The organism is Segniliparus rugosus ATCC BAA-974 (assembly GCF_000185725.2).
Classification (GTDB): domain Bacteria; phylum Actinomycetota; class Actinomycetes; order Mycobacteriales; family Mycobacteriaceae; genus Segniliparus; species Segniliparus rugosus.
In genome coordinates, this window is the sequence record NZ_KI391954.1 from 309135 (window position 1) to 323934 (window position 14800).

Annotated in this window: 14 protein-coding genes, 1 other RNA gene and 1 pseudogene; 13 read left to right on the top strand and 3 right to left on the bottom strand. The window is 68.9% G+C overall.

Translation table 11 applies throughout. The annotated features are described in order from the left end of the window. Positions 1-49 precede the first annotated feature (49 nt). The 7 genes from ppc (at position 50) to rnpB (ending at position 6928) form a co-directional block, all read left to right on the top strand. On the top strand, positions 50-2842 hold the full coding sequence (ppc, locus tag HMPREF9336_RS11405; protein WP_007467147.1) for a phosphoenolpyruvate carboxylase: 2793 nt from the start codon (positions 50-52) through the stop codon (positions 2840-2842). A 99-nt stretch (positions 2843-2941) separates the two neighbouring features. Then, the gene (locus tag HMPREF9336_RS11410; protein WP_007467149.1) at positions 2942-3202 is read left to right on the top strand and encodes a DUF7161 family protein; all 261 of its coding nucleotides are present in this window, start codon (positions 2942-2944) and stop codon (positions 3200-3202) included. A 37-nt stretch (positions 3203-3239) separates the two neighbouring features. Next, positions 3240-3977, top strand: coding sequence for a hypothetical protein (locus HMPREF9336_RS11415; protein WP_156920402.1), 738 nt, complete (start codon positions 3240-3242; stop codon positions 3975-3977). Between the two features lie 18 nt (positions 3978-3995). Next, a complete protein-coding gene (locus tag HMPREF9336_RS11420; RefSeq protein WP_007467154.1) occupies positions 3996-4616 on the top strand; it encodes a LemA family protein in 621 nt (206 codons plus the stop codon). A gap of 10 nt (positions 4617-4626) precedes the next feature. Continuing rightward, positions 4627-5367: a zinc ribbon domain-containing protein gene (locus HMPREF9336_RS11425; protein ID WP_007467156.1), complete on the top strand. Its 741-nt coding sequence runs from the start codon at positions 4627-4629 to the stop codon at positions 5365-5367. Further along, positions 5368-6483 carry a bifunctional RNase H/acid phosphatase gene (locus HMPREF9336_RS11430; RefSeq protein WP_007467158.1) on the top strand — a complete coding sequence of 372 codons (1116 nt, stop codon included), beginning with the start codon at positions 5368-5370 and terminating at the stop codon, positions 6481-6483. A gap of 38 nt (positions 6484-6521) precedes the next feature. Next, positions 6522-6928: RNase P RNA component class A (gene rnpB / locus HMPREF9336_RS17720), an RNA gene on the top strand. A gap of 143 nt (positions 6929-7071) precedes the next feature. Here rnpB and HMPREF9336_RS11435 read toward each other — a convergent pair. Together HMPREF9336_RS11435 and HMPREF9336_RS11440 are read right to left on the bottom strand one after the other, a co-directional pair. After that, positions 7072-7557 (bottom strand): annotated as a pseudogene (locus tag HMPREF9336_RS11435) (class I SAM-dependent DNA methyltransferase); the annotation flags it as partial. A 3-nt stretch (positions 7558-7560) separates the two neighbouring features. Next, positions 7561-8304, bottom strand: coding sequence for a chymotrypsin family serine protease (locus HMPREF9336_RS11440; RefSeq protein ID WP_007467162.1), 744 nt, complete (start codon positions 8302-8304; stop codon positions 7561-7563). A gap of 354 nt (positions 8305-8658) precedes the next feature. Here HMPREF9336_RS11440 and HMPREF9336_RS11445 point away from each other — a divergent pair, with 354 nt between their 5' ends. Then, complete coding sequence (locus HMPREF9336_RS11445; protein WP_007467164.1) at positions 8659-8937, top strand: WhiB family transcriptional regulator; 279 nt, start codon at positions 8659-8661, stop codon at positions 8935-8937. Positions 8938-9039: 102 nt separating this feature from the next. Here HMPREF9336_RS11445 and HMPREF9336_RS11450 read toward each other — a convergent pair whose 3' ends face one another. Further along, positions 9040-9612, bottom strand: coding sequence for a metallopeptidase family protein (locus tag HMPREF9336_RS11450; RefSeq protein ID WP_007467166.1), 573 nt, complete (start codon positions 9610-9612; stop codon positions 9040-9042). Positions 9613-9724: 112 nt separating this feature from the next. On the opposite strand from HMPREF9336_RS11450, the gene HMPREF9336_RS11455 reads away from it, so the two are divergent. The 5 genes from HMPREF9336_RS11455 to HMPREF9336_RS11475 all read left to right on the top strand — a co-directional run bounded on the left by HMPREF9336_RS11455 (position 9725) and on the right by HMPREF9336_RS11475 (position 14755). Beyond that, positions 9725-10090: a DUF3499 domain-containing protein gene (locus HMPREF9336_RS11455; protein WP_007467168.1), complete on the top strand. Its 366-nt coding sequence runs from the start codon at positions 9725-9727 to the stop codon at positions 10088-10090. Next, positions 10087-11469 (top strand): phosphomannomutase/phosphoglucomutase, encoded by a 1383-nt coding sequence (locus HMPREF9336_RS11460; RefSeq protein WP_021030546.1) that lies wholly within the window; start codon positions 10087-10089, stop codon positions 11467-11469. The genes HMPREF9336_RS11455 and HMPREF9336_RS11460 overlap by 4 nt, the downstream gene beginning before the upstream one ends. 88 nt (positions 11470-11557) lie before the next feature. Further along, entirely contained in the window at positions 11558-12640 is a 1083-nt protein-coding gene (locus tag HMPREF9336_RS11465; RefSeq protein WP_040585537.1) for a hypothetical protein, read from the top strand. Continuing rightward, the gene (gene manA / locus HMPREF9336_RS11470; protein ID WP_007467175.1) at positions 12640-13848 is read left to right on the top strand and encodes a mannose-6-phosphate isomerase, class I; all 1209 of its coding nucleotides are present in this window, start codon (positions 12640-12642) and stop codon (positions 13846-13848) included. Before HMPREF9336_RS11465 ends, manA begins: the two co-directional genes overlap by 1 nt. Beyond that, positions 13826-14755 (top strand): cation diffusion facilitator family transporter, encoded by a 930-nt coding sequence (locus HMPREF9336_RS11475; RefSeq protein WP_007467177.1) that lies wholly within the window; start codon positions 13826-13828, stop codon positions 14753-14755. The genes manA and HMPREF9336_RS11475 overlap by 23 nt, the downstream gene beginning before the upstream one ends. The last annotated feature ends 45 nt before the right edge of the window (positions 14756-14800 follow it).

Below are 14800 nucleotides of genomic sequence, written 5' to 3' on the forward strand. Positions count from 1 at the left end.
CTGATCGCTCGGGTGGCGAGATGCCCGGCAGCCGGGAATACTGGGCTGTGTGACTGACGCGGTATCTTTGTTCGACCCGAACGATCCGGAACGAATCGCCACCGAGCCGCTGCGCGAGGACATCCGCCTCCTGGGGCGGGTGCTCGGCGACATCATCGCCGAGCAGTCCGGGAAGCATATTTTCGATCTTGTCGAGCACGCTCGCACCGAGTCGTTCCGGGTGCGCCGCTCGGAGATCGACCGCGCCGAATTGGCGGATTTCTTCGCGAACGTGGGCGTCGACGAGGCGATTCCGGTGGTGCGGGCGTTCTGTCAGTTCCTGCTGCTCGCCAATCTCGCCGAGGACATCCACACCGAGCGGCGCAGGCGGGTCCACGTCCAGGCGGGCGAAGCGGCCCCGGACAGCACGTTGGCGGCCACCTGGCGCAAGCTCGACGAAACGCCGCCGGAGGCGGAGCGGGTCGCCGCCGCGCTCGTGGGAGCGCTGGTCGCCCCGGTGATCACCGCGCACCCCACGGAGACCCGCCGGCGCAGCGTCTTCGAGGCGCAGGGCCGGATCACCGAGCTTATGCGCTACCTCGACCGGACCGCCCTTGATGAGAGCGAGCGAGAGGAGACGGTGGCCGAGCTGCGACGGCACGTGACCGCGCTGTGGCAGACCGCGATCACCCGCCTGTCCCGCGTGCGCATCCAGGACGAGATCGAGATGGGCCTGCGGTACTACCAGGCTTCCCTCTTGGAGATGATTCCGAAGCTGAACTTGGCCGTGGACCGGGAGCTGCGGGAGCGTTGGCCCGACGCGCGGCCCGCATCGGCGGAGCCGATCGTCCGGCCTGGCTCGTGGATCGGTGGCGACAGGGACGGCAACCCGAACATCGACGCGTCGGTGGTCGTGCGGGCGAGCCACCGCGCGACTGCGGTGGTCCTTGAGCACTACCTCAACGAGCTGGTCCTGTTGCAGGACGAGCTCGCGATGTCGCGCCGCCTCGTCGCGGTGAGCGACGCGGTGGCGCAGCTCGCCGCGCAGGCGGGGCCGTCGTCCGAGTGGCGGGCCGACGAGCCGTACCGGCAGGCGCTCTACCGGCTCCGAGCGCGGTTGTCGGCTTCGGCGCTGTACTTGCTGGGCGGGCCGGTCGAGCATTCCTCCGATCCGGAGGGCGCGCCGCCGTACGCGACCCCGGAGGAATTCCTTGTCGACCTCGACGCGCTCGACGCGTCGCTGCGCGAGCACCACGGGACGATGCTCGCGGACGGGCGCCTCGCCGTGCTGCGCGAGGCGGTCGCCACCTTCGGCTTCCACCTCCAGAGCCTGGACCTGCGGCAGAACTCCGAGGTGCACGAGCAGGTGGTGGCGGAGCTTTTGTCCTGGGCTGGGGCGTGCCGGGACTATGCCGAGCTCGCCGAGGACGAGAAGGTGCGGCTCCTGACCGCCGAGCTTTCCACTCGCCGCCCGCTCATCGGGCCGCACGCCGTTTTCAGCGAGGTCGCCGCGAAAGAACTGGGGATCAACAGGGCTGCGGCGACGATCATCCGCGCGCTCGGCCCTGCGGCGATCCCGAACTACATCATCAGCATGTGCACGTCGGTGAGCGACATGCTCGAAGTGCTGCTGCTGCTCAAAGAGGCGGGGATCTACGACCCGGGCTCCCCGGACGAGCCGCCGACCTGTCCGATGAACGTGGTGCCGCTGTTCGAGACCATCGAGGATCTCCGCCAGTCCGCAACGACGCTCGTCGCGACGCTGGAGGTGCCGCTGTACCGGGAGCTGGTGGCGGGCAAGGGCATGCTGCAAGAAGTCATGCTCGGGTACTCGGACTCGAACAAGGACGGCGGCTACCTCGCCGCCAACTGGGCGTTGTACCGGGCCGAGCTCGACCTGGTGGAAGCCGCGCGCGCGACGGGGATCCGGCTGCGGCTCTTCCACGGCAGGGGCGGCACCGTCGGGCGGGGCGGCGGCCCGAGCTACAGCGCGATCCTCGCCCAGCCCCCCGGCGCGGTCGCGGGGTCGCTGCGGCTGACCGAGCAGGGCGAGATCATCGCCGCGAAATACGCGGAGCCGCGCCGCGCGTATCGGAACCTTGAGATCCTGGTCGCGGCCACGCTGGAGGCCTCGCTGCTCGACGTCGAGGGACTCGGCGAGGAGGCGGAGGAAGTGTACGCGCTCTTCGACGACCTCGCGGAGCGGGCGCGGGTCGCCTACAGCGCCCTCGTCCACGAGACCCCCGGCTTCGTGGAGTACTTCCTCGCCTCGACCCCGGTGTCGGAGATCGGCGCGCTCAACATCGGCTCGCGCCCCGCCTCGCGCAAGCCGACCGCGTCGATCCGGGACTTACGGGCGATCCCGTGGGTGCTGGCGTGGTCGCAGTCGCGCGTGATGCTGCCCGGCTGGTACGGCGTGGGCACGGCGTTCGAGGAATGGGCAGGGGACGACCCGGCCAAGCTCGGCAAGCTGCGCGAGCTCAACGAGCGGTGGCCGTTCTTCCGGGCCGTGCTCTCCAACCTCGCCCAGGTGCTCGCGAAGTCGGACCTCGGGCTCGCCGCCCGCTACGCGGAGCTGGTGCCCGACGTCTCGGTGCGCGAGCAGGTCTTCGGCGCGATCCAGGACGAGCACGCCCGCACGCTCAAAATGCACGCCGCGATCACCGGCACGAACGACCTGCTCGCGGACAACGCGGCGTTGAAACGCTCGGTGTACAACCGTTTCCCGTACCTCGAACCGCTCAACCATCTGCAGGTGGAGTTCTTGCGCCGCTACCGCGCGGGCGACCAGTCCGAGCGGGTGCGCCTCGGCATCCATTTGACGATGAACGGCTTGGCCACGGCGCTGCGCAACAGCGGGTAAAGCGCCGGGCAGTACGGCGGGCAACGGAGGGGGGAAATAGCATGATGGCCGTACAAAGTCGCGAGAAGCAGAGAAGCGCGAGCCGCATGGAGGCGCGAGATGGCAAATGACAGCGAAAGCTGGGAGCCGCTGTCTTTCGACTCTGAGGGGCTGCGCGGACGCTTGGCGAAAATCCTGGTGGACGATCCGGTCAACAGCGGGCTCAATCCGGCTGACCTGCCACCGGGAACCACAGAGGTGGTCATAGTCGACGACACCCCGGATGTCACCGCCGACCTCGCCGTGCATCCGGTGGGACAACCGGACAAGATCGCCATAGTCCATTACAACGCCCTCGCCGTCCAGGCTGGACGGGACTGACCCTCGCTCGATGGCGACAGCGTGATGTTCTGGGAGCGTGTCTGAGATGGACGTGGTGGTCGGGTCGGCGTGCTGCGCCGGTTTCACGGCGCTCGCCGTCATATCGTTGATCGGCGGTCTGGTCTTCCTCGCGGTCAAACAGGTCAAGGACGCGCAGCGTCGCAGACAGGCCGAGATGGCCTACAACTGGGAGTTCGCGCGGCAGGCTGGCTGGCGGTACGCGCCCGAGGTCGGCGGGCTCTGGCGGCGGTACTCGGGGCCGCCTTTCGGGCGGGGCGATCGTCGCAGGGCCTACGACGTGTTCTCCGGGCAGCACCGTGGCCGCCCTTTCACGGCTTTCGAGTACTCGTACCAGATCACGACCGAGACCGGCAGCGGCGATACCCGTTCCACGACGACCACCTATCGCTTCATGGTCGTCGTCGTGGCGACCCCCGCCTGGCGCCCGACGCTGCAAGTCACCTTGGAGGGGGTGGGCTCGAAGATCGCAGGATTCTTCGGGTCGCGAGACCTGCAGCTGGAGAGCAAAGCCTTCAACGACCGGTTTCTCATCGCGACCGACAATCCCCGATTCGCCTACGACGTGCTCGCGCCGACCACGATGGAATGGATGCTCGCGGACTGGAGATTCGGCATGTGGCCGTTCCGTTTCGCGGGCGCGGAGCTGGCCACATGGTCGCCGGGGAGGCTCGATCCGCAACAGATCGGGCCTCGTTTGGAATGGCTGTGCGAGATCCTGGACCGGACGCCGAGGTTCGTCTGGGGCTCGAGCTGAGCTTGTTACAGTGGCCGCATGTCTTCCATCATGGCGGTGCTGGTCGCCGGATCCTGCTGCTTCGGCCTGGTGGTGCTCGCCGTGCTGGTCGGAGTCTGGGCGAGCTATAACGGGTTGGTCCGGTTGCGGAACACGGTGCGGGAGAGCTGGCGGCAGGTGGATGTGGAGCTGCAGCGCCGTCACGACCTCGTGCCGAACCTGGTGCAGACGACGGTCGCGGCGGCGCAGTTCGAGCGCGGCGCTATCGAGCGAGTGGTCGCCGCGCGGAACTTCGCGGTCGAAGCTTCGGGGTTCAGCGGTTCCGTCGCGCGCGCCGCGTACGCCGAGGGACAGCTCAGCTCCGCGCTGCGCGGGTTTTTCGCTGTCGCCGAGTCCTATCCGACGTTGCGCTCGAACGCGAACTTCGTCCAGCTCCAATCGGAGCTCGCGAACACCGAGGACCGGATCGCGGCGAGCCGCAGGTTCTATAACGGCAATGTGCGCGAGCTTAACGTCAAAGTCGAGTCGTTCCCCTCGAATTTGATCGCCGGGGCATTCGGGTTCCAGCAGAGCGAATATTTTGAGCTCGACGACCCCGCCGCGCGCCAGCGTCCCGATCTTTCGGGGGCGTTCGACGTCCTGCGCCCGCCGCAAGGATAACGTGAGAGGCATGAAAGCCGATCCGAAGGCGCAGCGCGAGCTGCTCGACGTCGTGGCGCTCGACACGCAAGTGCGTCAGCTGACCCACCGTTTGCAATCCCTCCCCGAAGCGGGGCAGCTCGCCTCGGCCAAAGCCGCAGCCCAGACCGCCGCCGACGAGGCCGCTGTCGTCGCGATGCGGATCGAGGACGTGGACCGGGAGATCGCCAAGCGCGAAGGGGACGTGGACGCCGTGCGGCAGCGGGAGGAGCGGGACGAGCAGCTGCTCAAGTCCGGCTCGTTGGACTCCAGGGTGCAGAACGACGTCCAGCACGAGCTCAGCAGCCTGCGCAAGCGCCAGGCTGCATTCGAAGACGAGCTGCTCGTGCTCATGGAGCGGCGTGAGGAGGAACGGGCAGTGCTCGCCGAGGCGCAGGCGCGCAGGTCGGCCGCGGATGCTGCGGCCGAAGCCGCCGCCGCGGCGCTCGCGGAGTCCGACCAGCGGCTGAAAGAGCAGCTTCGCGCCGCCGAGGCCACGCGGGCGGAACGCACTGCGCGGCTGAAAGACCAGTTCGGGGCCGCCGAGCTGTTGGGGCTCTACGAGCGGCTGCGCGCGCGGGGGACTGCGGCAGGGCGGTTGGACGGACGGCGGTGCGGAGCCTGCCGGTTGGAGCTCACCCCGGTGGAGATGTCGCAGATCTCCTCGTCCGCGCCCGACGACGTGGTGCGGTGCCCGGAATGCGAGGCGATCTTGGTCAGGACGGGTTCGTAGATGCGAGTGGTTGTCGAGGCGGACGGCGGTTCGCGGGGGAACCCCGGACCTGCCGCGTACGGCGCGGTGGTGCTCGACTCCGAGGGGTCCGGCGCGCGGGTGCTCGCGCAGCGGGCCGAGCGGATCGGCAGGGCGACCAACAACGTCGCCGAGTACAGGGGGCTGGTCGCTGGCCTTGAGGCCGCCAAAGAGCTCGGCGCGCGGCGCGTCGCGGTCCGGATGGACTCGAAGCTGGTCGTGGAGCAGATGTCGGGCCGGTGGAAGATCAAGCACGAGGACATGCGGGAGCTGGCGAGCCGGGCCGCGGCCTTGGCCAGGGGATTCGACGAGGTGAGCTACACCTGGGTGCCTCGGGAGCAGAACAAGCGGGCCGACGCGCTGCTCAACGCCGCTCTCGACGGGAAAGAGGTCGCGGGGAAGGCGGAGGCCGCCGAGCCGCCGAAGCAAAAACGGGAGGCCGTCCAGGAGCAGCCCGCCGCCAGCTGGGAGCCGCCGAAGTCCGCCGCGACCAGGCTGCTCTTGGTCCGGCACGGGGAGACGGAGGCTTCCCGCGTGTTCCGCCAATGCGGGCGGTCCGACCTCCCGCTCACCGAGCAGGGCATGGCCCAGGCCCGCTCGCTCGCCGCTCGGCTCGGCGCGCAGAGGGATATCGCGCGTATCTACGCCTCGCCGTTGCTCCGGACGGTGCAGACCGCGGCGGCGGTGGGCGACGCGCTCGGCTTGCCCGTGGTCGAGGACGAACGGCTCATCGAAATGGACTTCGGCGAGTGGGAGGGGCTGACCGGCCAGGAGATCCAGGCGCGCGACCCCGGGCTGCGCGAGCGGTGGCTCGCCGAGCCGACGACAGAAGCGCCGGGCGGGGAGAGCTTCGCCCAGGTGGCGGCCCGCGTGGATGAGTTCGTCCGCGACGTGGTCGAGCGGCATCCCGGCGAGAACATCGTCCTGGTCTCCCACGTGACCCCGATCAAATTGGCGCTGAAGTCCGCGCTCGGCAGCGGCTGGGAGCTGTTGACGAGGTTGTTCTTGGACGTTGCGTCGCTGTCGGTCGTCGACCGCGCCCCGTCGGGCCGCAGTTCGGTGCGGCTGGTCAATGATATTTCGCACTGGCAGCATTGAGCCCTGCCCTCAGGGACCGGGTACTATCTTCTCCGCGGCGAGCTGGCCAAGCGGTCGCGGCTTCGGAGACAGGCGGGCAGGTCGCGCCGGGTCCGAGGTCGAGGAAAGTCCGGACTCCACAGAGCAGGGTGGTTGCTAACGGCAACCCGAGGCGACTCGCGGGAAAGTGCCACAGAGAACAGACTGCCGGCGCGTGGCTCGCCACGGAGCCGGTGAGGGTGAAACGGTGCGGTAAGAGCGCACCAGCGCCCCGGGTGACCGGGGCGGCTCGGTAAACCCCACCTGGAGCAAGGTCAAATGCCCGCACCCTCGCGGTGCGGGTGCGCAGGCGCTCGAGGGCTGCTCGCCCGAGCTTGCGGGTAGACCGCATTCAGGCGTCCGGCGACGGGCGTCGCAGATGGATGGCCGCTCACGACAGAATCCGGCTTATCGGCCAGCTCGCCGCTCCAGGTTCCGCCTCGCGATCACGAACGCCTGGGCCGCGGTCTCGCCCTGCGCCGCGTCGCGCTCGCGTCTGGTCGTGGCGAACACATCGAACCCGGCCGCGCGCAGTGCCTCGTGGACCGCCGCCACGTCGTGCCGGAGGAACCGCAGCGCCACCGAATGGCCGAACGCCTCGTCGAGGTCGAGGGCGGGAGCCTCGGTCTGGAAGGCGAGGAGCAGCCAGCCGCTCGGGGCGAGGACCCTGCCGAATTCGCCGAACAGCCCGGCCAGCTCGTCGGCGGGGGTGTGGACGACGGAGTACCAGGCGCATACGCCGTCGAAGGCTCCGTCCGGATAGGGCAGCGCCGCCATATCCGCCGTGGCGAAGCGCAGTCCAGGGTGCCGCTGTCGGGCCAGCGACACCATTTCGAGGGAGAGGTCGACCCCCTCGACGGCGAGACCCGCCTGCGCGAGCGCGCCCGCCGCATGCCCGGGGCCGCAGCCGGCGTCGAGCGCCGCCCGACCGCCCGATTCGCCGACCAGCAGGGCGAACGCGTTCAGCGTCGCGCGGTCGAGCGGTTTGCGGTCGAGTTCGTCGCCGAACGCGTCCGCGTAGTCGCGTGCGATCAGATCGTAATCCTCAAGAGCCATGGATTAGCCGACGAACGGTTGGAATCCCTCGCCGACTCCAGGCCCGATGGCTTCGAGGACCGCGTCGAGGTTGGAGCCGAGTTCGGTGCCGCAGGCGTTCTCCTTGGTCTTCAAGGCGGTGGTGACGAGGCCGACGATGCGGTCGCCGACGAAAACAGGGGCTCCGGAGTCGCCTTCGCTCGTGCAGAACTCCGCTCTGTGCTGCCAGTCCTGCACCTCCGTGACGGTTCCGCAGACATTGCTGGTCGTCCGACCGGACTGGCACGCCTTGTCCCCGACCTTCGGAGCCCCGCCGACGTCCGCGACTTTGACGTCATTGCCGCCGACGCGGGCCGCCGCGCTCGGGACGACCTTGGCTTGGTCGAACTCGATGATGGCGAAGTCGATGTCCTCGTGCCACGGGCGGCTCATGTCCATCTCGGCGGGAATGCCCATGTCGTGGTGGACGCGGACGACTTGGCCGAGTTGGCCGAGCCTGCCGACCAATTCGGAATACACGACCCGCCCGATCCTGGCGCAATGGCCCGCTGTGATGCCCACGAGGCGTTGCTCGTCGTCGTAGCCGATGGCGGTGAGCCTGCACGCCTCCATCTGGATCTCCTCGCCAGAGGTCCGAGGGGTGCCGCCGAGCATGAGCGGGGCTCCGGGCGCGAGCGAGACCTGGGTCGGCTCGGCGGTCGCGGCGGGCAGCGACCAGACCCCGGCGAAAGCCAAGGCGAAAACTGTTGCGGCGAGGCGGTTGGGCATGGGGCCTCCATTTCATGCTTGCGGCGCGGTTGCTCGACCGCGAAGTGCGCTCAGGGTACCGGTTCGCCGATGTTCCGCTGGAATGTGACACCGCCGTGACGGTTGCCGCGACACGCCGACATGAACATGACGGAAGCATAAAGAAGAATCTTCGGACTTGACCAGACGCCGCGCGCCATGTGTAATCACACATGTGTCATTTAGAAGCGAGGACGACGCGAACAGTGTCGCAGCACTGGATGAGACGCGCACCCAGACAACAGCAGTAGACCATCCGTTCGAGAACATGTCAACCAGGCGCGCCACGACGGCGACGGCTCGGGAATCCTGACGAGAGAGTAGCCGAGGGACCACATGAAAGACTCGCTTGACATCACCCAACAGATCTTTCTCGCCATAGCCGAGGAAGAAGGCACAGGACAGTGGCAGGAGAACGCGCTGTGCGCCCAGACCGACCCGGAAGTCTTTTTCCCAGAGAAGGGCGGCTCCACGCGGGAGGCGAAGCGCATCTGCTTGAACTGCGATGTCAAAGACGAGTGCTTGGAGTTCGCGCTGCAGAATGACGAGCGCTTCGGGATCTGGGGCGGCCTGTCCGAGCGCGAGCGCCGCAGGCTGCGTCGGCGACTGGCGTAGAGCCCTTCACGTCCAAGGCGGCGATCCGTCCCGGCCCCGGACGAGACACAAGGCGCGCCGAGTCAGCGCGCCTTGTGAACTGTCGTCTGGAACACAAACGAGCTAGTAGTCGTACGTCGTGCCCTCGGGGTCGATCGCTTCTTCCGTCAGCCCGAGGTACGTCGCGATTTGCCGCACCAGGACGTGGTGCAGCAGGTCGACCAGCTCGTCCGGATCCTCCGCCCGGTCCTCAAGGGGGCGGCGGAACAGCACGACGCGGGCCCTGGTGTGCCTGCCGGAGAGGTCCACGCCTGCCGGAATGAGCCGGGCGAGCGGCACGGGGCCGTCCGCGGTCACTTCGGGGGGCCATTGCACGAATTGCTGGTGCAGCGGGTGCATCCTGGGGACGTCGTCCACCGCGATGTCCAGTCCGACGAGGTGGTCGTGCCAGCGTTGGTCGATGGGGGAGAGCGCTTCGAGGACGAGCGAGTCGAACTTCTCCCGTTTGCTCCGCCACGCCGGAAGCTGCTGCGGCACGAGGTCGCCGCGCAGGTCGCGGCCTCTCCGGTTGGCCCGCCGGGTCACCCGCCCCGAGAGCCCCGTGTTTTGCGCGGCCTGCCCCGGCCCGACTTGCCGCGCGCGCTGGCGGCGTTGGTTGTTGGACGCTTGATGGCTGTGCGAAGGTCGAGCCGTCATCGCTTTATTGTAATCCCTCCGGGGCAAGTTGATACCGACACTGTCACAGTCGAGTCGCGCCATGCTCTCTTGGACTCGCGTTTCGGGGCTGAGGCCGCTACGCTAACCACCCGTGAGGATTCCACGCCGCTGCTCCAGGCCCGGTTGCAAGATGCCTGCCGTCGCGACATTGACCTACGTCTACGCCGAATCGACGGCAGTCGTTGGGCCGCTCGCCACGAACGCCGAGCCGCACGCCTGGGATCTCTGCGAAATCCACGCCCAACGCATCACCGCGCCGAAAGGCTGGGCGATGATGCGCTGCGAGGGCTCGTTCACTCCGGTCCACGCCGAGGACGACGATCTGACGGCGCTCGCCGAGGCGGTCCGCGAGGCGGGCCGAGGGGAGCGCAAGTCCCGTCCGGCCCCGCCCGCGGCGAGTTCGACGGGGCGCCGAGGCCATTTGCGCGTCGTTCCGGACCCGGTCGACGCGGAATGACCGGCGGCGTGCGCACCCCAGAAGCCGTCGCGGCGGTGGTGAAGGCTTACGACGTGCGGGGCGTGGTGGGCGAGCAGATCGACGAGGCGCTGATCGAAGACCTCGGGGCCGCGTTCGCCCGGCTCGTGCGCGGCGAAGGCGCGACGAGCCTGGTGATCGGCTACGACATGCGCGATTCCTCCCTCCCGCTCTCGGACGCGTTCGCCAAAGGAGCCCTCGAGCAAGGGCTCGACGTCACCAGCATCGGGCTGGCCTCCACCGACGAGCTGTACTTCGCCTCGGGGATCCTGGACCGGCCCGGCGCGATGTTCACCGCGAGCCACAACCCGGCGAAGTACAACGGCGTCAAGCTCTGCCGGGCGGGCGCGAAGCCGGTCGGCAAGGAGACCGGGCTCGACCAGATCGCAAAAGCGCTCGTCGCGGGCGTGCCGGGCGCAGACGTGCGTCCAGGCGAGAAGTCCACGAAAGACGTGCTCGCCGAGTACGCGCAGTATTTGCGCGACCTCGTCGGCCTCTCCGCCATCCGCCCGCTCACCGTCGTGGTGGACGCCGGGAACGGCATGGCCGGGCACACCGCGCCCGCCGTGCTCGACCCGGTCGAAGGACTCACGATCATCCCGCTGTTCTACGAGCTCGACGGCAATTTCCCGAACCACGAGGCGAACCCGCTGGACCCGAAGAACATCGTGGACCTGCAGGCGAAGGTGCGCGAGACCGGCGCGGACCTCGGCCTCGCCTTCGACGGCGACGCTGACCGCTGCTTCGTGGTGGACGAGCGCGGCGAGGCGATCTCGCCCTCGGCCATCACGGCGCTGGTCGCGGCGCGCTCGCTCGCGAAGAGCCCAGGGTCGGTGATCATCCACAACGCCATCGTTTCCCGCGCCGTCCCGGAGCTGGTGCGCGAGCTTGGCGGCGTCCCGGAGCGCACGCAGGTCGGGCACTCGTTCATCAAACAGCGCATGGCGGAGACTGGAGCCGTCTTCGGCGGGGAGCACTCCGCGCATTACTACTTCCGCGATTTCTGGGGAGCCGACTCCGGCATGCTCGCCGCGCTGCACGTGCTCGCCGCGCTCGGCGGCTCGGACGGGACCGTGTCCGAGCTTATGGGCGGCTACGAGCGCTACGCGGCCTCCGGTGAGATCAACTCGACCGTCAGCGACGCGAAGTCGGCCATCGCGCGGGTGCTCGACCGGTTCGCCGGGCGCGCGAAGTCCGTGGACGAGCTCGACGGCGTGACGGTGGACCTCGGCGGCGGGGCGTGGTTCAACCTGCGCGCCTCGAACACCGAGCCGCTGCTGCGTTTGAACGCCGAGGCCCCGGACCGGGCGGCAGTCGACGAGATCGCGCAAGAAGTGCTCGGCGTGATTCGCGCCGAGTAGCGGCGCGGACGCTCAGCCCTCAGCGGAATGCCGTCCCTGAGCAGCATCTTCAAAGAGCGATTCGAGTTTTTTCTGCTATCCTGCCAGGATGACCGGCATGGTTGACCTCACAAACGCACCCGCCGCCGAACGCGCGGCGATGGTGTTGTTCGAGGTCGCGGCCCATGGCGGAGCGCAGGCGCGGGCAATCGGCTCCGCCTCGGCCAGCGGCGCGCTCGCCGAGCTCGAATCGTTGCGGCCAAGGGCGCTCATCTCTGTCACGGGATCTGGTGACGTGGCTCATGGAGCCGATGTCTTCGCCGCGATAGCCGGCGCCGACTGGGACATCCCCGTGGTCCGCTCCCCCCGGTTGCCGTCCTGGGCTGGGCCGCTCGACGTGCTGCTCGTCGCAGGAGCCGACTCCGGGGACCCCCTGCTCGTCGAAGCGGTGTCCACGGCTTCCCGCCGAGGGGTCGCGACCGTGGCCTCCGCTCCGCTGGAAGGCCCGTTGCGGGCCGCGGCCGACAGCCGGGTGATCGATCTCGCGCCCCGCCTCGCCGGCGGCGATTCCTTCGGTTTCGTCCAATCCCTCGCGGCGCATGTCGCGGTCGCCCGCGCGGTGCGTTCCTCCCGAGGCGGCTCGCTCGTGGACCTTTTGGCCCTGGCGGACCAGATCGACGAGGAGATCTTTTTGGCCCATCCGTCCCGCCCGATCTTCGAGAACCCGGCTCGGGCGCTCGCGGAGCGGATGCGGGGGCGGCGCGTGGTGCTCGCCGGCGACGGCTCGGCCGCGGCCTCCGTCGCCCGGTACGGGGCCGGCGCGCTCCTGCGTGTCGCCGGGGAGCCCGCGCAGGCCGTCGATCTGGCGACGGCCCTCGTCGCGGGCGAACGGCTGGCATCGGTCGCGCTGACCGGGGAAGCCGCCCTGTTCCACGACCCGGAGCTGGACGGCCCCCTGCCCGCCGCGCCGAGAGTGTTCGCGCTCGCTTCGGCCCAGAGCCGCTGGGACGTCGAGGCTCAGCTCAGGCGGTTGCCAGACGCCGAGTTAGTGATGGCGGAGGCCTCGACGGCAGAGCCGTCGGCCCGCCGCTTCCCCCGGCAGGAGGAGTTCGCGGATCTGCCGCAGTTCGCGGTCCTCGCGCAACGCCTCGCGCTCGCGTCGGTGTATTTGAGGTTGGGCGAGGAACGCTAATGCGCAAGCTGCATGGACAAATGCGGCATTACCCCTGGGGTTCGCGCACGCATCTCGCCGAGCTCACAGGCAGGCCCGCTCCCAGCGCCGAGCCGGAGGCCGAGATCTGGTACGGCGCGCATCCCGCCGAACCGTGCACGCTCGGAGCCGACCCGAACGGCGAAGACGAGGGGCGCGTGCTCGCGGACTTGATCGCCGCCGACCCGGCACAGCAGCTCGGCGCGCGATGCGTGCGGCAATTCGGCGCAGAGCTGCCGTTCCTGCTCAAACTTCTCGCGGCGGGCGAGCCGCTGTCCCTCCAAGCGCACCCGTCCGCCGAGCAGGCGCAGGCCGGTTTCGAGCGGGAGAACACGCTGGGCTTGGCGCTGGACGACGCGAAGCGGAACTACAAAGATCCACGGCACAAGCCGGAGCTTCTCGTCGCGCTCACCCGGTTCGACGCGTTGGCCGGATTCCAAGACCCCAGGGAGACACTGGGGCAGTTGGCCCAGGCCGGGCTGCTCGAGCATCTGCCCGAGACCGTGCTGCTGCACGACGAGAACTTCTGCGGCCTTGTGCAGCGTTGGCTGTCCATGCCAGTCGAGGATGTGGCGCGCAGAGTGACGGCCGTGCGCGAGCGGAACCACGCCACAGGGGCCGCGTTGGCGCAGCGCTACCCGCAAGACCCCGGCGTGCTCATCGCGCTCCTGCTCAACCGCATCGTCCTGGAGCCGGGCGAAGGCCTCTTCATCCCGGCGGGGGTGCTGCACGCGCATCTCGGCGGACTCGGGGTGGAGATCATGGCGAACTCGGACAACGTCCTGCGCGGCGGGCTCACCGCCAAACACGTGGCCGCGGACGAGCTGCTCGCGATCGTGGATTTCGAGCCGATCCCGCCCGAACGTCTGGTGGTCGGAGGCGAACAGCGGCCGACGTCTATCGAATTCCCCGCCTTGGCGGCGGAGTTCGAACTCGCCATGTACCGCCTCCCCGCGGGCGTCGCCAGAAGCGAGCCTGAAGCCGATGGGCCGAGGATCCTCCTCTGCGTCGAAGGAAGGGCAGAGGTCCACGTCAGGGGGAGCCGGGAGCGCCTAGCGCCGGGCGAAGCCGTGTGGCTGGCGGCGAGCGACGCGGAAACACGGATTTTCGCGCATGTGGACAACACCACAGTGTTCCTCGCGTCGGTACCCGGTAGGCTTCCCACTCATGTCAGCAGAGGGCGGCCGTAAAGCGATCATCGCGGCGTTGGCCGCAAATCTCGGCATCGCAGTGGCGAAGTTCGTCGGATACGCGCTCACGGGGTCTTCCTCGATGCTCGCCGAGGGAGTGCACTCCGTCGCGGACACCTCGAACCAAGCGCTCCTGCTGCGCGGCCAGGCCGCCGCGAAACGGGCGGCGGACCAGCAGCACCCGTTCGGGTATGGCCGATCCCGGTATTTCTACGCGTTCATCGTGGCGCTCGTGATCTTCGTGCTCGGCGCGATGTTCGCGATCCTCGAGGGCGTCGAGAAGATCCACGAGCCGCACGAGCTGGAGAACCCGTGGATCGGCGTCGTCATCCTCGGCGTCGCGGTCCTGCTCGAAGGCTACAGCTTCACCACCGCGTGGGGCGAGTCCCGCAAGAGCATGGGCGGGCAGTCGCTGTTCCAGTTCATCCGGCACACCCGCAACCCGGAACTGCCCGTGGTGCTTCTGGAAGACGCGGGCGCGCTCGTCGGCCTGATGCTCGCGCTCGGCGGCGTCGGGATGTCGCTGATCACCGGCGACCCGGTCTGGGACGGGATCGCCACCCTCTGCATCGGCGTGCTGCTCGCGGCCATCGCGCTGGTCCTGATCGTGGAAATGGGCAGCCTGTTGATCGGCGAAGGAGCCACCCCCGAACAACAGCGTCAGATCCTGCTCGCCCTGCAAGAGGGGCCCGAGGTCGAGCGCGTCATCCACTGCCGGACCCTCTACCTCGGCCCCGAGGAACTGCTCGTCGCGGCGAAGGTCGCGGTGTCCGGGGCCTCGGACCTCGCGACCGTCTCGAAAGCGGTGGACGCGGCGGAGGCCAGGCTGCGCGAGCGGCTGCCGGAGATCGATCTCATCTACATCGAGCCGGACGTGGACCGGGGAGCGCGCCCGCAAAACGCGTGACTCGTGGGGCCAATGGGAACCCGCTGCAGGAACGCGCTCGGCCTT